Source organism: Streptomyces sp. NPDC001513 (genome assembly GCF_042894695.1).
GTDB lineage: Bacteria > Actinomycetota > Actinomycetes > Streptomycetales > Streptomycetaceae > Streptomyces.
Map to the genome: position 1 here is coordinate 163368 of NZ_JBIAVU010000018.1, position 15932 is coordinate 179299.

Annotated in this window: 17 protein-coding genes; 7 read left to right on the top strand and 10 right to left on the bottom strand. The window is 73.6% G+C overall.

Annotation, left to right across the window (positions count from 1 at the left end):
* Positions 1 to 73: 73 nt before the first annotated feature.
* Both ACFYZ4_RS34175 and ACFYZ4_RS34180 read right to left on the bottom strand, forming a co-directional pair.
* Positions 74 to 1183 carry a serine hydrolase domain-containing protein gene (locus ACFYZ4_RS34175; RefSeq protein WP_390785745.1) on the bottom strand — a complete coding sequence of 370 codons (1110 nt, stop codon included), beginning with the start codon at positions 1181 to 1183 and terminating at the stop codon, positions 74 to 76.
* A 192-nt stretch (positions 1184 to 1375) separates the two neighbouring features.
* Positions 1376 to 1660, bottom strand: coding sequence for a hypothetical protein (locus ACFYZ4_RS34180; RefSeq protein ID WP_351288048.1), 285 nt, complete (start codon positions 1658 to 1660; stop codon positions 1376 to 1378).
* A 99-nt stretch (positions 1661 to 1759) separates the two neighbouring features.
* Between ACFYZ4_RS34180 and ACFYZ4_RS34185 the strand changes: the two genes are divergently transcribed.
* Together ACFYZ4_RS34185 and ACFYZ4_RS34190 are read left to right on the top strand one after the other, a co-directional pair.
* Positions 1760 to 2149 (top strand): two-component system response regulator, encoded by a 390-nt coding sequence (locus ACFYZ4_RS34185; protein WP_390785746.1) that lies wholly within the window; start codon positions 1760 to 1762, stop codon positions 2147 to 2149.
* Between the two features lie 304 nt (positions 2150 to 2453).
* Positions 2454 to 3104, top strand: a complete 651-nt coding sequence (locus ACFYZ4_RS34190; protein WP_351288054.1) for a DUF4360 domain-containing protein — start codon at positions 2454 to 2456, stop codon at positions 3102 to 3104.
* Here ACFYZ4_RS34190 and cynR read toward each other — a convergent pair.
* Positions 3071 to 4033 carry a transcriptional regulator CynR gene (cynR, locus tag ACFYZ4_RS34195; protein ID WP_390785747.1) on the bottom strand — a complete coding sequence of 321 codons (963 nt, stop codon included), beginning with the start codon at positions 4031 to 4033 and terminating at the stop codon, positions 3071 to 3073. The two genes, ACFYZ4_RS34190 and cynR, sit on opposite strands and share 34 nt — an antisense overlap.
* 124 nt (positions 4034 to 4157) lie before the next feature.
* On the opposite strand from cynR, the gene ACFYZ4_RS34200 reads away from it, so the two are divergent.
* Positions 4158 to 4760: a carbonic anhydrase gene (locus tag ACFYZ4_RS34200; RefSeq protein ID WP_351288059.1), complete on the top strand. Its 603-nt coding sequence runs from the start codon at positions 4158 to 4160 to the stop codon at positions 4758 to 4760.
* A gap of 83 nt (positions 4761 to 4843) precedes the next feature.
* The gene (gene cynS / locus ACFYZ4_RS34205; protein WP_384350827.1) at positions 4844 to 5314 is read left to right on the top strand and encodes a cyanase; all 471 of its coding nucleotides are present in this window, start codon (positions 4844 to 4846) and stop codon (positions 5312 to 5314) included.
* 234 nt (positions 5315 to 5548) lie between these two features.
* Here the strand turns inward: cynS and ACFYZ4_RS34210 are convergent, their stop codons facing one another.
* Positions 5549 to 5959, bottom strand: a complete 411-nt coding sequence (locus ACFYZ4_RS34210; RefSeq protein ID WP_390785748.1) for a rodlin — start codon at positions 5957 to 5959, stop codon at positions 5549 to 5551.
* A 79-nt stretch (positions 5960 to 6038) separates the two neighbouring features.
* On the bottom strand, positions 6039 to 6800 hold the full coding sequence (locus ACFYZ4_RS34215) for a class I SAM-dependent methyltransferase (protein ID WP_351303398.1): 762 nt from the start codon (positions 6798 to 6800) through the stop codon (positions 6039 to 6041).
* Between the two features lie 63 nt (positions 6801 to 6863).
* On the opposite strand from ACFYZ4_RS34215, the gene ACFYZ4_RS34220 reads away from it, so the two are divergent.
* A complete protein-coding gene (locus ACFYZ4_RS34220; RefSeq protein WP_390785749.1) occupies positions 6864 to 8366 on the top strand; it encodes an AMP-binding protein in 1503 nt (500 codons plus the stop codon).
* On the opposite strand, the gene ACFYZ4_RS34225 is transcribed toward ACFYZ4_RS34220, so the two are convergent.
* The 4 genes from ACFYZ4_RS34225 to ACFYZ4_RS34240 all read right to left on the bottom strand — a co-directional run bounded on the left by ACFYZ4_RS34225 (position 8363) and on the right by ACFYZ4_RS34240 (position 11533).
* On the bottom strand, positions 8363 to 9523 hold the full coding sequence (locus tag ACFYZ4_RS34225; RefSeq protein WP_390785750.1) for a serine hydrolase domain-containing protein: 1161 nt from the start codon (positions 9521 to 9523) through the stop codon (positions 8363 to 8365). The genes ACFYZ4_RS34220 and ACFYZ4_RS34225 overlap by 4 nt on opposite strands.
* Before the next feature lie 50 nt (positions 9524 to 9573).
* Positions 9574 to 9756 (bottom strand): hypothetical protein, encoded by a 183-nt coding sequence (locus ACFYZ4_RS34230; protein WP_351592916.1) that lies wholly within the window; start codon positions 9754 to 9756, stop codon positions 9574 to 9576.
* Between the two features lie 62 nt (positions 9757 to 9818).
* Positions 9819 to 11120: an RNA polymerase sigma factor gene (locus ACFYZ4_RS34235; protein WP_390785751.1), complete on the bottom strand. Its 1302-nt coding sequence runs from the start codon at positions 11118 to 11120 to the stop codon at positions 9819 to 9821.
* Positions 11117 to 11533, bottom strand: a complete 417-nt coding sequence (locus tag ACFYZ4_RS34240; RefSeq protein ID WP_351303413.1) for a YciI family protein — start codon at positions 11531 to 11533, stop codon at positions 11117 to 11119. Before ACFYZ4_RS34240 ends, ACFYZ4_RS34235 begins: the two co-directional genes overlap by 4 nt.
* Before the next feature lie 249 nt (positions 11534 to 11782).
* Here ACFYZ4_RS34240 and ACFYZ4_RS34245 point away from each other — a divergent pair, with 249 nt between their 5' ends.
* Positions 11783 to 12499 (top strand): hypothetical protein, encoded by a 717-nt coding sequence (locus ACFYZ4_RS34245; protein ID WP_390785752.1) that lies wholly within the window; start codon positions 11783 to 11785, stop codon positions 12497 to 12499.
* Here ACFYZ4_RS34245 and ACFYZ4_RS34250 read toward each other — a convergent pair.
* Positions 12496 to 13179 (bottom strand): lysophospholipid acyltransferase family protein, encoded by a 684-nt coding sequence (locus ACFYZ4_RS34250; protein WP_390785753.1) that lies wholly within the window; start codon positions 13177 to 13179, stop codon positions 12496 to 12498. The genes ACFYZ4_RS34245 and ACFYZ4_RS34250 overlap by 4 nt on opposite strands.
* 223 nt (positions 13180 to 13402) lie before the next feature.
* Here ACFYZ4_RS34250 and ACFYZ4_RS34255 point away from each other — a divergent pair, with 223 nt between their 5' ends.
* On the top strand, positions 13403 to 15796 hold the full coding sequence (locus ACFYZ4_RS34255; protein WP_390785754.1) for a serine hydrolase: 2394 nt from the start codon (positions 13403 to 13405) through the stop codon (positions 15794 to 15796).
* Positions 15797 to 15932 lie beyond the last annotated feature (136 nt).

A 15932-nucleotide genomic window follows, 5' to 3' on the forward strand; every position in this document is an offset into this window, starting at 1 on the left:
CACCCGGCCCTCTGATGTCCGGCCCGGCCCCCGTACGGCGGGGGCCGGGCCGGACGCCTGCCGGCGGGGCCCGTCAGGCGGAGCCGGTCTTGGCGAACTCGGCTTCGAGCACCTCGGTGAAGAGGCCGATCGGGTCGCTCCAGTCGCCGTTGAGGCTCTGGGAGACCAGGTGCTCGCCGTCGCGGGTGCCGTAGGTGTAGCAGAACGATCCGGTGAAGGCGCCTCCCATGCCCCAGACCGTCGCGCCGGAGGACAGGTCCACCGATGCCACGCCGAGGCCGTAGGAGGTGCCGGGGATCCACTTGCCCTCGGGGGTGGGTAACACGGTGAACATCTCCCCCTGCTGGGCGGGCGGCAGCAGCCGGCCCGCCAGCAGCGCGCCGAAGAACCGGTTCAGGTCACCGACGGTGGAGACCATGCCGCCGGCCGTCCAGGCGAAGCTGGCGTCGATCTCGGTCACGTCGTGGATCTCGGCGTCGGGCGCGGGCAGGTGGTTCTTGCTGTAGAGACGGGTGTGCGGCCCGCGCAGCTCGTGCTGGTCGCCGCCCGGCAGGTAGGTCCCGGTCAGGCCGAGCGGGCGGACGATGCGCTCGTCGAGCTCGTCGGCGTGGCTCCGGCCGGTGACCTTCTCGATGACCAGGCCGCACAGGACGTAGCCGGTGTTGCTGTAGGTCCAGCCCTCGCCCGGTGCGAAGTCGGGGGCGTGGGACATCGCGACCTCCACCAGCTGCTCGGGGCGGAACGTGTCGTAGCGGTGCTCCAGGAACGCCGGGCCGTAGTGCCGGGACGTCAGTGCCTCGTCCTGGGCGTAGTTGAAGAGTCCGCTGGTCATGCCGAGCAGCTGGCGGAGGGTGATCCCGCGGCCGTCGTTGCCGTTGCCCCGGACCAGGCCCGGCAGCCATTCCTCGACGGTGTCGTCCAGGCTGAGCCTGCGCTCGGCCGCCAGCTGGAGGAGGAGGGTGGCCGTGAAGGTCTTGGTGGTGCTGCCGATGCGGAACTGCTCCTGCGGCAGCCGCGCGCGCCCCGACACCTTGTCCGCCACCCCCGCCGCGGCGAACCAGCTTCCCGCACGGTCCTGGACCTCGGCGGCCATCCCGGGAAGGCCGCTCTCGCTCACGGCCCGGTCCAGGACCTCCTGTACGGCCGCACGTGAACTCATCCTCTGGGGAACGGACTTGGTCATCTCGGTCTCCTCGATGCGGCTCCGGCCTTCTTCCCGAAGGGAAAAACGCTACGCCGCGGGGCCCGCGCGGCGCTGTCCCGCTCCCGGCCAACATCGAGGACGACCTGGACACCCGGACCGATTCGCCCTCTTTCTCCCCGCGGCTTCAGCTGCTACGGGAGGTCCGGGGGCGACCGGGCCGGCGGCCGGCCGTCACCGCGAGGTGCCGCTCGGGCCACGCTCGGGGGCGATCATGGCGGTCAGGCCGAGGTCCAGCTCCGCGCCGTCGACGAGCAGCGCCTCGATCGAGCGGGTCTGCGGGTCGATGTCGGCCTCCATGCCCTCGCCCCGGTAGTGGGGGTAGCCGGAGGCGCCGGTCTCCCCCGTGGCCTCGACCGTGGCCGCGCGCAGGGCCCTGTCCGCGGCGGAGCCACCGCGCAGGTTCTCGATGTGTTCGGGCACCAGCAGGATCTGGAAGCTCTGCGGCTCAGTGGTCATGGCTCGAAGCTACCGGATCAGGTGCCCCGGAGCGGGCGCTCACACGCCCCACCTCGTACGCTCTCCAGGACCCACGGACGCGAACGAAGAGGCAACACCATGAGCGGCGATTCCCCGAGCAAGATCCTCCTTGTGGCGAAGGACCACACCCTCCGGACCCTGCTGGAGCGGCTCCTCGTGGGCCGGGGGTTCGCCGTGGTCGACGGCGGGAGCGGGGTGGACACCGTCGCCCTGCTGGGCGGCGCCGGCCCGATCGCCCTGGTCATCTGCGAGCGCACCGGCCCGGGGCTGGACGAGGTGGCGCTGTTCGAGGAGATCCGCCGCCACCCCGATCACGGGCGCGTGCCGATCCTCGCGCTGCCGCCCGCGGACCCCGAGTGCACGGCCCGCGCCCTGGAGGCCGGGGTGAGCGACTGCCTCGCGAAGCCGTTCCACCCCACCGAGTTCCTGGCCCGGGTCGAACGCCTCGCCGGGCCGGCCGCGGCCTGATTCCGCTCTTCGCTCTCCGGCCCGTCGTCGGGATCCGGCCGGTCCGGGCCGGGGAGTGCGATTGGCCGGAGATCGCCCTGGTCCGCCCGGCCCGGGGTTCCTACGATTCGGGCACCCGGTCTTCACCGATCGGGACTTGTCAGGGACATGCCCATATTCCCCTTCCTGGGCCTGCCCCGTTCCACCCTGCACACCGGTCTGTGACGACCCGGCCCCGCTCTGGCCGGCCGCACCCCCCACCTTCCGGCGCACAGGCACACCCGCCTGCGCGCCTCCCGGTACCGAAGCAGTGGATCGGAGAACCATGTCCGGTGGATTCCTCGTGAGCGGCGCGATCAGCGCCCTGCTCACCGCCACCCTCCCCACGCACGCGGCCCCGTCCGCCATCGTGGACCCGCCGCCCGACCGCATCGTGATCGAGGTCGCGACCGTCAACGGGTCCGGGTGTCCCAAGGACACCGCGGAGGTCGCGGTGTCCCAGGACAACACCGCCTTCACCGTGACCTACAGCCAGTACCTCGCACAGGTCGGCGGCGGCGCCCCGCCCACCGCGGCGCGCAAGAACTGCCAGCTCAGCCTGATCGTGCACGTGCCCCACGGCTTCACCTACGCGATCGCGAGCGCCGACTACCGCGGCTACGCCTCGCTCGCACCGGGCGCGAAGGCCACCGAGAAGGCCTCGTACTACTTCCAGGGCTCGCCGGACACCGCCGCGCGCACCCACAACTTCAGCGGGCCGCAGGAGGACAACTGGCAGGCCACCGACGTGACCGACTGGGCCCAGCTGGTGTGGGCGCCGTGCGGCGTACAGCGCAACTTCAACATCAACACCGAGCTGCGTGTCACCAGAGGCACCTCGTCCCCCTCGTCCACCAGCTACATGACGATGGACTCCACCGACGGCAGCATCAACACCATCTATCACCTCGCCTGGAAGCAGTGCCCCGACAAGTGATCCGCGCCGGCCGCCTCCCCCTGCGCGTGCGCGCGCAGCGGGGGGCGGTACCCGCGTTCCCGGACCAGGCGGGCGACGAGTGCGGTGAAGGCACGGGACGCGGCGCTCTCGTAGGCGCTCTCGCGGCGCAGCAGGGTGACCGTACGGGACGGGAGGGCGGGGTCCAGCGGGACGGGACGCAGGTACGGGTGGTCGTCGGTGACCGCGGCGGGCAGGACGGTGGCCAGCGAGGTACGCCGGACGATCTCCGTGAGGGCCTGCACGGAGTTCGCCTCGACCTCGACGGGCGGCCGGACGCCGTGGGATGCGAGATAGGCGTCGACGTGCCCGCGGGTGGCGAAGTCCCCGCTGAGCAGGGCCAGTCGGCGCGCCGTCAGGTCGCGTACGGACAGCGGTCCCGGATCCGCGTCGGCGGCGGCGACCAGGGCGAGGTCCTCCGTGAACAGGGGGGTCGCCGCGAGGCCCGGCAGGTGCGGCCCCCGGAAGGCGAGCCCGAGGTCGTGGTCGTCGGCGAGCAGGCCCGCTTCGATGCGGTCCTGGGGCATCTCCCGGACCTCCAGGGTGATGCCGGGGTGGGCCGTGTGGAGGGCCGCGACGATCGGGCCGACGAGGTACGCGGTGAAGGTGGGGGTCAGCGCGAGGCGCAGGTGACCGCGGGAGAGGTCGGCGAGGTCCAGGACGGCCCGCTCGGCGGCGGCGAGTTCCCGTAGGGCGGAGCGCGCGTGGTGGACGTACGTGGCGCCGGCGTCGGTGAGCCGGACGGCGCGTCCGGTGCGGTCCAACAGCTGGGCGCCCACGGCGCGTTCGAGCTGCTTCACCTGCTGGGACAGGGTGGGCTGGGAGATCCGCAGCTCCTCGGCGGCGCGGGTGAAGCTGCCGTGTTCGGCGACGGCGATCAGATAGCGCAGGTGACGCAGTTCCAGAGCCATGCGGATAACTATAGATGCCATCGATGGGGGACATGGGTTTTGCGTCTTGGACACAATAGATGCAGCTCATGCATGGTGGAACACGTCAAGCCCTCCGGGGCACGTCCCATCGAAGGGAGCGACCGTGCAGGACCTTTCCGACGGCGTCGCACGCTTCCGGCGCGAGGTGTTTCCGGCGAAGGCGGAGCTCTTCGCCCGGCTCGCCGGTACGCACCGGCCGACGACCCTCTTCATCGGCTGCTCCGACGCCCGCGTGGTGCCGGAGCTGATCACCCAGAGCGAGCCGGGCGAGCTGTTCGTCGTCCGCACCGCCGGGAACCTCGTCCCCGCGTACGCACCGGGCCCGGACGGGGTCACGGCCAGCATCGAGTACGCCGTCGCCGTCCTCGGTGTCACCGGCATCGTCGTGTGCGGGCACTCCGCCTGCGGGGCGATGACCGCCCTGGCCGAGGGCACGGACCTGGGCGCGGCTCCGTCCGTCGCCGGCTGGCTGCGGCACGCGGACGCCTCGGTGGCCCGGACGGCGGCCGCGGGCCCGGACCGGGTGTCCGCCCTGGTCCGCGAGAACGTACGCGCCCAGCTCGCGAACCTGGCCACCCACCCCTCGGTGGCCCGCGCCCGGGCCGCGGGAACCCTCACCCTGCGCGGGTGGGTCTACGACATCCGCTCCGGCGATGTCGCGGAGGTCGGCCCCGTCGCCGACCGCCGGGCCGCGCTCACCCCGTGAACCCGCCTCACCCCGCGTTTCCCCCGCCCCCTCTGCCCCTTCCGCCCCCTCTGCCCCCCTCATCCCAGTCAGGACGTCACGCAATGCCGCACGCCCAGTTCGACCCCACCGCCCGCCAGGCCCTGGCCGTCGCCGTCGTCGACGCCAAGACCCGCAAGGACCTCACCTGGCAGCAGCTCGCCGACACCACCGGTCTGTCGGTCGCCTTCGTCACCGCCGCCCTGCTCGGCCAGCACCCCCTGCCCGAGCCCGCGGCGCACGCCGTGGCCGATCTGCTGGGCCTCGACGGGGACGCGGCGCTGCTCCTGCAGACGATCCCGGCCCGCGGCCCGGTGACCGGCGGTGTCCCGACCGATCCCACGATCTACCGCTTCCACGAGATGCTGCACGTGTACGGGACCACGCTGAAGGCCCTGGTCCACGAGCAGTTCGGCGACGGAATCATCAGCGCGATCAACTTCAGGCTGGACGTCAGGAAGGTGGCCGACCCGGAGGGCGGCGAGCGCGCCGTCATCACCCTGGACGGCAAGTACCTCCCGACGAAGCCGTTCTGACGCAGCGGTTCCGACGCAGCGGTTCTGACGCAGGCCTTCCGACGCACGCCGAAGAGCCTCCGGCCCGGTCGGGCGGGAGGCTCTTCGAGGTCGTGTCCGGTGCCCACGGTGACGGCCCGTCGGGCCGGCGCGCGCCGGTCGAGAGGTGGATCCGCGGATCCGGGTGGAACAAGCCGGGGCCCCGTGGGCACTCGCGCAGGCGTCGGAGGCCCCGGCTCGTACAAGGGGACTGCGTCAGCTGCCCGACGAGACGTTGCCCGACAGGACCGGGATGTTGTCCAGGATGTGCGAGAGCGGCTCGTCGCCCTTGGCCTGGGTGGAGTTCTCGGTGCACTGCTGGTTCTGCGGGTTCGACAGGACGTTGACGTCCTGGATGCCGAGCTGTCCGGCGGCAAGGACGTTCTGGAGGTTCAGCTTCGCCGGCAGGCCGATGCAGGGCTTGTTCAGGGTGCCCTGGATCACGCCGAGCTGCGGGCTCAGGTCGCCGTGCGTCTTCTGGTTGCCGTAGACCTGCTGGGAACCGTTGCCGTTGACGGTGGTGACCCCCTGGTCGTTGCCGATGGCCATGGCCGGGGCGGCCAGGGCGGCGCCCGCACCGACGATGGATGCGGTGACGGCGGCGGTGGCCATAATCTTCTTCAGCATCAGTGGTCCTTATGTCGCACGAGTGCGTGATGGATGAGCGCCTTGATCAACGCCCGGGGCGACGACAGGTTCCGCCATTTCACCCGATCAGCCGCTCCCACGCTCCGGGGCCGCGTACGGCCAGGCTCAGCTCGACGACGTACTGCTCCGCCACCCGGCCGTCCGGGAAGTCGCGCAGGAGGAGGGCGCGTTCCTCGGCGAGGAAGGCGTCCGTGCCGGGCTCGCCGACGAGGAACAGGGAGTGCGTGGACAGCTTGGCGAGATGGGTGTCGACGGGGACGCGGCGCGACCACGTCAGGCGGCGGACGGTGAAGCGCAGCCCCTCCTGTGAGCGGGCGCGCTCGTTGATGTACCAGCCCGGGCCGAACCGTTCCTCGATGCGCGCCTGCTGATCCGCGATCCAGCCGACGGTGACGTCCGGGTCGTTGTGCCAGACCGCCAGCGCCCCGCCGGGCCGCAGCACGCGCAGCGCCTCGGGGACGGAGCGGGCCGGGTCGGTCCAGTGCCAGGACTGTGCGTACGTCAGCAGGTCCAGGCAACCGGAGGCCAGCGGCAGCCGGTTGCCGTCCGCGCGGACGAGCGGGATCCGGGGGTTGCGCCGCCGGAACTCGGCGGCCATGCCCGCGCCCGGCTCCACCCCGATCACGCGGGCCCCGCGCGCCTCCAGCAGGGCGGTGGCGATTCCCGTACCCGCCCCGACATCGGCGACCCGGGCCCCGGCCAGCGGAAAGCCGGCCAGTTCCGCCAGCGTGTCGAAGAGCTCGGGCGGGTACGTCGGGCGATGGTCTGCGTAGCGCGCGGCCGCGGCGCTGAATGAACGAGCACGGGATTCGGTCGTCATGCCCTTCATGATGCCGAGGGTCGCGGGCGCTGTGGAACAGGGCGCGGAGAGGCGGGTCGGCGCGTGGTGGCCGCACGGTACGTCACGGAACTGGTCGGGGCGCTGGAGCGGAACGCGGGGCGGCCCGCGCTCGGGGCCGGCCCGCTCGTCCTGGAGTCCCAGGAGGTCCTGGACGGCGCCCGTCGGCTGGCCGGGGTGCTCGCCGAGGCGGGGATCGGGCGCGGTTCGGGGCTGGCGTGCGTGGCGGGCACGAACCGGCCGGAGGTGCTGCTGGTACGGATCGCCGCGCACCTGCTGGGTGCGCGCCTGACGCAGGTGCTCACCGGACCGGCCCTGTACGGCCTGGACTTCATCCTGCGGGACTGCCGGCCGGACCTGGTGGTGCACGATGTCGCCGTACCCGGTACGGGGGCGCCGCGGCTCGCCCTGGACGAGCTGCTCCGGATGGCCGCCCGCCGCGAGGCCGCGGCGGTGTCCGTGGCGGCGCGGGAGGACGACGTGGCGCGGGTGACGTACACCGGGGGGACCACGGGGCGGCCCAAGGGGGTGGCGTCCACCTTCGGTGCGATGGCCGCACGGAACGCCGTCCACGCGCGGGGCTGGGCGGAATCGGTGTACCTGTCGGTGACCTCGCTGGCGCAGCGTTCGGGCGGCCGGTGCCTGGAGCAGTTGCGCGCCGGGGGGCGGGTGGAGATCCTCGACCCCTTCGGGACCCGGGAGTTCGCGGCCGCCTGCCTGCGGCTGGCTCCCGTGTCCACGTACCTGACGACCTCGATGGTGTACCGGCTGCTGGGCGACCCGGTGACGGCCCGTGGTGTGCCCGGGCTGGAGACGGTCTCGTACGGCGATTCGCCCGTCCACCCCGAGCGGCTGCGGGAGGCGGTGACCCGCTGGGGCGTCCGGTGGCAGCAGGGCTACGGCACGAACGAGGCGGCGGTGATCTGCCGTCTCTCCCCCGCCGACCACGAGGCGGCGGTGGCCGGGCGGCCCGGGCTGCTGGCGTCGGTCGGGCGGCCGGTCGCGGGGGTGGAGGTCGAGGTACGGGACGAGCGGGGCGCGGCGGTGTCGGCCGGCGGCACGGGCGAGGTGTGGGTGCGGTCGGCGGCGATGATGGCCGGGTACTGGGGCCGGCCCGGGCTGACGGACGGGGTGCTGCGGGACGGGTGGCTGCGGACCGGGGACCTCGGACACCTCGGCGCGGACGGCTGCCTGTACCTCGACGACCGGGTCGAGGACGTGGTGATGGTCGACGGGGACAACGTGTACTGCGTGCCGGTCGAGGCGGCGCTGACCCGGCATCCGGCCGTGGCGCAGGCCGTGGTGGTGGGCCGGCACAGCGAGCGCACCGGCGAGGAGGTGTGCGCCTTCCTGGTGCCGGCGACGGGGTGGCCGCCCGGCGCGGAGGTGGCCCGTGAGGCTTGTGACCTGGTGGAGAAGGAACTGGCCCCGGCCCACCGGCCCACCGCGGTGTTCTGGGAGCGGACGATCCCGCTGACCGCGCGGGGCAAGCCGGACAAGCGCCGCCTGCGGGAACACGCGGCCACCACCACCGGCGTACGGGTTTAGCCGACGGCCCGGGCGGCGGCATAGGTCCAGAACTCCCGCATCACCTCGGGCGGCGTCGGGGCCGTCATTTCCCGCTGGGTGAGCAGAACGGTGACCGTCCCGGTGGCGGGGACCACGTGCGCGGCGGTGCCGGTGCCGCCGATCCAGCCGTACCGGCCCGGAACGTTCCACGGGTCGATGCGGGCCACGTCGACCGAGCCGCCGAATCCCCAGCCCTGGCCCTCCAGGAACAGGGTGGCCTCCTCGCGCTGGCGCGCGGTGAGGTGGTCGGTGGTCATCTGCCGTACGGACTCCGGCGAGAGCAGCCGCCCGCCCTCGTACGAGCCCTCCGCGAGCAGCATCCGGCCGAAGGCGAGCAGGTCGTCGGCGGTGGAGACCAGACCGCCGCCGCCGGACGGGAACGCGGGGAGGCTGCTCCACTGGCCGTCGGGCCCGTCGACCCGCTCCAGGGCTCCGCCGTCGGACGCGGCGCGGTAGCAGGAGGTGAACCGGTGGCGCTGCACCCGCGGTACGGCGAAGGCCGTGTCCCGCATGCCGAGCGGCTCGAAGAGGCGCTCGGCCAGGAAGTCCTCGAAGGGCTGTCCGCTCGCGCGGGCGACGAGCACCCCGAGGATGTCCGAGCAGGTGTGGTAGAGCCAGGCCCGCCCCGGCTGGTGCAGGAGCGGGATGCCCGCCAGGATCGCCGTCCACTCGTCCGGCGCCGCGACCTGCCCGGACTGCGGCGGCCCCTGCTTGAGCTCGCTGAACAGCGGGGCCACGGCGGGCAGCGAGAAGTCGGCGGGGAAGCCGTAGCCGGCGCGGAGGGTGAGGAGGTCGGCGACGGTGATCGGGCGGTCGGCGGGAACCACGTCGTCGACGGGTGAGGACGGGGTACGGACGACCACCGGCGCCGCGAGTTCCGGGAGCCAGCGCGCCACGGGGACGTCGAGGCCGAGCAGGCCGTCCTCGATCAGCACCATGGTCGCCGCGGCGGTCACCGGCTTGGTGACCGAGGCGATCCGGAAGAGGGAGTCGCGTGCCATCGGGGCGGTGCCGGACGTGTCGAGGGAGCCGACGGCCGCGACCTCCACGTCCTCGCCGTGGGCCACCAGGCCCACGGCGCCGGGCAGTGATCCGTCACCGACACGGGTCTCCAGGAGACTGCGCAGGTCGCTCATGGTCCACCTTCTCGTACGTGCGGATGCTCGTAGGGAAGACACCACGGTCGCTAGGCGGCCGGAACCACCGAGGCCCTTATGGCCGCGGCCCACTCCTGCAGCAGGGTGGCGTGCCGGATCCGCTCCGCGTCGGAGAGGCGGCCCTCGGCGCGGGCGAAGAGGCAGCGGATGTCGGCGTTGATCTCGGCGAGGGAACGTTCGGCTGCGGGGTGGTCGTCACGGGTGGGGCTCACGTGATCAAGAGTAATCGCGGGGTGTGACAGCCGTGGACCATGTCCGTCATGCGGACGCCCCCTCAGTCCGCGATCCGGGCGGCCCGGAGCTGGAGGTAGCGGCGCTCCGGAACGCTGAGGGTGAGTCCGGCGGCCTTCGCGTAGGCGGCACGCGCCGCCGCCCGGTCGCCCGCCATCTCCAGCAGGTGGGCCCGTACGGCCTCGAGGCGGTGGTGGCCCGCGAGGCGGTCGTCATGGTCCAGTGCGGCGAGCAGCACGAGGGCCTGGCGGGGCCCGTGCACCATGGCCACCGCGACGGCGTGGCCGAGGCGCTCCACGGGGCCGGGGACCAGGCGCATCAACACCTCGTACAGGGCGAGGATCTCCGCCCAGTCGGTGTCCTCGTCGCTCGCCGCCTCGTCGTGGACGGCCGCGATCGCGGCGCGCAGCTGGTAGGGGCCGAGCGGGGTGTGGGTGAGGGCGTCGCTGACCAGGGCGACCCCCTCGGTGATGGCGGCGCGGTCCCAGCGGGTGCGGTCCTGCTCGGCGAGCGGGACGAGGCTGCCGTCGGGCGCGGTGCGGGCGTCGCGGCGGGCGTCGGTGAGCAGCATCAGGGCGAGCAGGCCGGCCACCTCGCCGTCGGCCGGCAGCCGGACGTGGACGGCGCGGGTGAGGCGGATCGCCTCGGCGGCGAGGTCGGCGCGTCGCAGATCGCGGCCGGAGGTGGCGGTGTAGCCCTCGTTGAAGATCAGGTAGAGCACCTGGAGCACGTCGGCGAGCCGCTCTGCGCGGTCAGCGGCCCCGTGCGGGTCTTGGTCCGGCTCCTTGCCCTGGTCCTGGTCCCGGCCGTCGTGCGGGATGCCGAACGGTGCGCCCGAGGCCTTGATGCGCCGTTTCGCCCGGCTGATCCGCTGCCCCATCGTGGCCTCGGGAACGAGGAAGGCGCGGGCGATCTCGGCGGTGGTGAGGCCGCCGACGGCGCGCAGGGTGAGGGCGATCCGGGCCTCGGGGGACAGTTCGGCGTGGCAGCAGAGGAAGAGCAGGGCGAGGGTGTCGTCCTCGGCGGGGGTGCGGCTCTCTCCCGGTGGCGGCTCCACGAACGCGTCGCGCGGGCTGAGCGCGGCGGCCGTCGCCTCCCGGCGCCGGCGCGCGTCCTCGCTGCGCAGCTGGTCCGTGAGGCGGCGGGAGGCGACGCGGATCAGCCAGCCGCGCGGATGGTCGGGGCGGCCTTCCGCGGGCCACTGCCGGGCGGCGGCGAGCAGGGCCTCCTGTACGGCGTCCTCGGCGGCGTCGAAGTGCCCGTAGCGGCGGACGAGCGCGCCGAGGACCTGCGGCGCCAGCCGGCGCAGCAGGTCCTCGCTCGCGGGGGCGGATTCCGTCGTCACATCTCGGTTCCGGAAGCGCTGTCGACGGGTCGTACGACGACCGGGTAGGTCGGCGCGCCCTCCGGCGCCGGGCAGGCGTAGGCGCGGGCGGCGATCTCGGCGGCCCGGGCGAAGTCGGGGACGTCGACGATCCAGTAGCCGGCCAGCACCTCCTTGGCCTCTCCGTACGGTCCGTCGGAGATCACGGGGGCGCCGTCGGCGCCCACGGTCACCAGGCGGGCCTGTCGGGGTTCGGTGAGTCCCTGCCCGTCGACCCACTCGCCCGACTCGACGAGCTCGGCGTTCAGGGCGCCCATGTGGTCGTACATCGCCTTCAGCTCCGTCTCGGACCAGGCCGGGCCGCCCTCGCTCGCCTTGCCGTACATGGCGTCGTAGTCGGCCTGCCTCCCGAGGACCATCAGCATGTACTTCATGGGGTGCCACTCCTTCTGTTTCCACTCACGGCTCCGGGATCGGGAGCCTCTCGCAGGGGACGTCGGAGCCGTCCTTCCCATTTCGACACGTCGGCCGGTGCCGCGCGAGACGGCCGCGCACGGCCGGTGGGGGGCTTGGGGCGGCCGTGACCGAACCGTCGCCGCCCCGAGGCCCGATCGGGCTCGTCGGCCGCTCACCTGGTTGCTAGGTTCCTGCGGAAGCCGACCGACCCTGGGGGAACCGATCTCATGTCCGCATCCCGAGGCCCCCGCAGGGGCCTGTCCGCCGCGGCCGTGGCCGCCGTTCTGCTGGCGGTTTCCACGGGCTGCGGGGACAAGGACGCCGCGGACCCGGCGGCCTCGGTCTCGGCCTCGGCCTCCGCCGGGGTGTCGGCGTCCGCCTCGGAGTCGGCGGCCGCGGCCTCCTCGGCCCCTGCCTCCGCGCCCGTTTCGGCCTCCCCGTCCGGCTCGTCCGTGCCGCCGGCCCCGGCCACGACCCGGGCGACGCCGCCTCCGGCGCCGACCCGGCCGACCGTCGCGGTCGACACCCGGGGCGGCCGGCTCGCCCTCGTACGCGGCGGCGCCGCGCAGGAGTTCACCGTCACCGTGCGGAACGGGAACTCCGCCGAGTACCGGCACCTGCTGGTCGCCTTCCAGATGGAGTCCCTCGTCGGTGAACCCGGCGACCAGCAGGGCAGCGGGCCGGGCTTCCTGCTGGAACGCCTCGACCAGGCCTCGGGCACGTGGCGTCCGACCGGCTTCCGCATCGCCAACGACGCCAAGCCGCTGTCCCTGTACACGGGCGGCGGCCCGCTCGCCCGCGAGGCCGTGCGCGTCGAGCGCTACCGGCTCCGGGCCACCGCCGGCGGGCCGACGGGCAGCAGCCCGGTGGTGGTGTCCTTCATCGACACGGATGCCGACCGCGAGGTCGCCGCCCGTGTCGTCCTCGCGCACACGACCCGCTAGGACCGCTGGGACCGCTGGGGCGAAGCTCCCGAGCACGCTTCGCCGGCGGCGAGCGCGGCGGTCCGCCAGGCGGCGGTGACGGCCCGTCGGGCCCGGTCCGTTGCCTCCGGCACCCGGTCGGGGAGGTGCAACGGCGAGCCGATGTGGACGTGCAGGCAGGGCCGGCGCAGCGGGGCGGTGACGACTCCGGCGAGCTGCTTGGCACTGCTGCCGGAGCACAGGCGACGGGATCCCGCCTGCCCGACGGGTACGACGGGGGCTCCCGTCGCGGCGGCGAGCCGGGCCAGGCCGCTGCGGAAGGGGCCCGGGGCCGACTCCCCCGCGTCGCGGCGCGACGGCAGACCGCCTTCGCCGTAGAGCAGCACGCTGCGGCCCGAGGCGAGGGCGACGGCGGCGGCGTCCAGGGAGTCCGCGGCGCGGGCGGTGCCGCGGTGGACGGCGATGTGGCCCTCGCGTCGCAGCGCGGATCCGAGCATGGGTACGCGCCACAGGCCGCCGGTGGCCAGGATGACCGGCTCGATCCCGTACCGGCGCAGCGCGGCGACGACGACGGCCGGGTCGGCGAGGGAGGTGTGGTTGGCGACGAGGATGCTGGGCGCGGCGGGCCGCGCGCCCGGGTCGGCGGTGACGGTCAGCCTCCCGAAGGCGGGGACGAGGGCGGCGGCGATTCGGCTGAGCATGGACGGCCCCGTTCGGGTGCGGTGGTTGTGGTGGTGCGGTCCATCGTCGACCGGTGGGGTGGCGCGGTCATGAGTAGCCGTACTCAATCGAATATGACCGAACTGTCACAGGATCGAGCGCGCGGAACGTACGGGGCGCCGTGCACATCTAGCACTTCGGCGGGGCTCCTCGGGGCCCCGCCGCACGGTATCGGAACGGTGTGAACAGCAAGGCGGGGCAGGGATGAAGGCGGTAACGGTGGCGGGCGGTTCCTCGGACGACCCGGAGATCGAGCAGGGGACCGCCGTCCCGGAAGCGGAGCCCGATGTCGCCCCCGACATCAGGGACGACGAGCCGACGCGGACCAACACCCCGGACCCCCGGGCCCAACCCGAAGCCGAGGCGACGGCCCAGCCCCCGACCGAGCCCGATCCGGAACGCCCGGCTGACACCAAGGCCGACGCCGGGGCGAAGGCCGAAGCCGGGGCGGCCAAGGCCGGGGCGGAGGCCGGGGCCGAGCGCCAGGCCGGCGCGGAAGCCGGGGCCGAGCCGGAGGCACCGGCCGGGGCAGGGGCCCAGGCCGAGGGCGACAACGGGGCTGAGGCGGCCGAACCGGAGGCCAACGCTGCCGCCGAGGTCGCAACCGGGTCCTCGTCCGAGGCGGCACCCGAAGCCGACGTTCCGGTCGAGCCCGTGGCCGACGCCGAAGCCGGGCCGGGGGCCGAGGCCGCAGCGAAGCCGGCCCGTCAGGCGGCAGGCGAAGCGAGGTCCGAGCCCGAAGCCGAGGCTACGGCCGGCCCGAAGGGCGACGCCCGCGGCGCAGCCGCGCCTGAACTCGCGAACCGGCCGGCACCCGAATCCAACGCCGGAGCGGAGGCCACGGCCGACGACGCAGCCGCGACCGAGCCGGCGAACCAGGCGGCACCCAAGGCCGACGTCGAGCCCGTGGCCGAGGGCAAGGTCGGTCCTCAGGCCGAGGCGAAGGCCGGGCCGGAGGCCGAGGCCGCAGCTCAGCCGGCCCGTCAGACGGCACGCGCGGCCGACGGCAAGGCCGGCGCCGAAGCGGGGGCCGAGCCTGAAGGCAAGGCTCCGGCCGGCCCGTACGGCGAGGAGGATGCGGGGCCTGCGGCCGGGGCCGATGTGACGCAGGTTCTCGTCGTGCCCAAGCCCCGGCCTGTCAGGACGCCCTCCTGGGCACGCGAGGCCGAGGCGGAGCCGGAGGCGGACTCCGAGCGCACGAGCAAGTTCGTGGCGCTCAAGCCGCTCGACGTCGCCCCGCCCGCCGCGCCGGAACCGAAGGCGGAGCCGCGACCGCGGCCCCAGCCGCCGGAGGCAAGCGCTCCGCTGCCCCCGCTGGATCTGCTGGCCGAGCTCACCAACACCGCTCCCCCGCCGGAGACCCCGCGCCGGACCGCCGTGCGCCGCGTCAAGGTGTGGACCCCGATCCTGCTCGTCCTCGCCGGCGCCTACGTCGGCGCACAAATGCTGCGCCCGCTGCCCGCCCCGCAGATGGTCTCCGCCGAGACCACCCGCACCGTCGACGGGCAGTTCTCCATCCCCTGGCCCGCCAAGGGCCAGGGGGCCGTTCGCGTCGCCGGCTCCGGCGACATCGGCACCTTCGGCGAGCAGAAGCCCGTCCCGACGGCCAGCGTCGCCAAGGTGATGACGGCGTACGTGATCCTCAAGGGGCACCCGCTGCGCAAGAGCGACCCCGGTCCCGACATCACGGTCGACGCGAAGACGGTCGCGGACGGCAACTCCGAGCACGAGTCCCGGATCGTAGGGCTCACCGCCGGCCAGAAGTTCGGCCAGCAGGACATGCTGAAGATGCTCATGATCCCCTCGGGCAACAACGTGGCCCGGCTGCTGGCCCGTTGGGACACCGGAACCGACTCCGAGGCCGCTTTCGTCGCGAAGATGAACGCCGCCGCCAAGGAACTCGGGATGACCAACACCACGTACACGGACCCCAGCGGTCTGGACGCGGGCACCGTCAGCACCGCCGCGGACCAGCTCAAGCTCGCCGAGGCCGTCATGAAGGACGAGGTCTTCCGCTCGATCGTCACGCTGCCGAACGCCACCATCAAGGGGCTTTCCACGCCGCTCGACAACAACAACGACCTGCTCAACAGCAGCATCCGCGGCATCAAGACCGGTTCCAGCACACCCGCCGGCGGGGCCCTGATGTGGGCGGCGTACAAGACGGTCGACAACAAGGACCAGTTGATCCTCGGCACGTTGATGGACCAGCACGTGGACGGCCCGGACCTGAACGCCGCGAACAGCCTCATCCTCGTGCAGGACAACAGCAAGAAGATCATCGAAGCGGTGAGGGGGGCACTGGCGTCGGCCCCGGTCATCCGCAAGGGCCAGCAGGTGGGGTACCTGGACGACGGGCTCGGCGGCCGTATGCCGCTCGTGGCCACCAAGGACCTGACCGTGATCGGCGTACCGGGCCAGCAGCTGAAGCTGTCGCTCGTGCCCGGTGCCTCGCCGCTGCCGCACACGGCGAAGGCCGGTTCGGAGGTCGCCGTACTGACGATCGGCGAGGGTGAGGGGGCCAAGAGCGTGCCGGTGGCGGTCCAGGGGAACCTGGCCGAGCCCTCGTTCGGCACCCGCATGACCCGCATGCGCTAGAACGGCCCGTACAGGCAAAGGAGGTGGCGGCCCCCGGGGCGCGCCCCCCCTGTTCGTCACGTCCCTTCCCGCCGGCCCCCGCCCGCCCGCGCCCGGGGGGCCCCCCGCGGGGCGGCCCCCCCCCCCCCGCCCGGCG

Coding starts and splice junctions, on each gene's coding strand:
- ACFYZ4_RS34175 (WP_390785745.1), bottom strand. CDS start 1,183: ATGACCAAGTCCGTTCCCCAGAGGATGAGTTCACGTGCGGCCGTACAG.
- ACFYZ4_RS34180 (WP_351288048.1), bottom strand. CDS start 1,660: ATGACCACTGAGCCGCAGAGCTTCCAGATCCTGCTGGTGCCCGAACAC.
- ACFYZ4_RS34185 (WP_390785746.1), top strand. CDS start 1,760: ATGAGCGGCGATTCCCCGAGCAAGATCCTCCTTGTGGCGAAGGACCAC.
- ACFYZ4_RS34190 (WP_351288054.1), top strand. CDS start 2,454: ATGTCCGGTGGATTCCTCGTGAGCGGCGCGATCAGCGCCCTGCTCACC.
- cynR (WP_390785747.1), bottom strand. CDS start 4,033: ATGGCTCTGGAACTGCGTCACCTGCGCTATCTGATCGCCGTCGCCGAA.
- cynS (WP_384350827.1), top strand. CDS start 4,844: ATGCCGCACGCCCAGTTCGACCCCACCGCCCGCCAGGCCCTGGCCGTC.
- ACFYZ4_RS34210 (WP_390785748.1), bottom strand. CDS start 5,959: ATGCTGAAGAAGATTATGGCCACCGCCGCCGTCACCGCATCCATCGTC.
- ACFYZ4_RS34215 (WP_351303398.1), bottom strand. CDS start 6,800: ATGACGACCGAATCCCGTGCTCGTTCATTCAGCGCCGCGGCCGCGCGC.
- ACFYZ4_RS34225 (WP_390785750.1), bottom strand. CDS start 9,523: ATGAGCGACCTGCGCAGTCTCCTGGAGACCCGTGTCGGTGACGGATCA.
- ACFYZ4_RS34240 (WP_351303413.1), bottom strand. CDS start 11,533: ATGAAGTACATGCTGATGGTCCTCGGGAGGCAGGCCGACTACGACGCC.
- ACFYZ4_RS34245 (WP_390785752.1), top strand. CDS start 11,783: ATGTCCGCATCCCGAGGCCCCCGCAGGGGCCTGTCCGCCGCGGCCGTG.
- ACFYZ4_RS34250 (WP_390785753.1), bottom strand. CDS start 13,179: ATGCTCAGCCGAATCGCCGCCGCCCTCGTCCCCGCCTTCGGGAGGCTG.
- ACFYZ4_RS34255 (WP_390785754.1), top strand. CDS start 13,403: ATGAAGGCGGTAACGGTGGCGGGCGGTTCCTCGGACGACCCGGAGATC.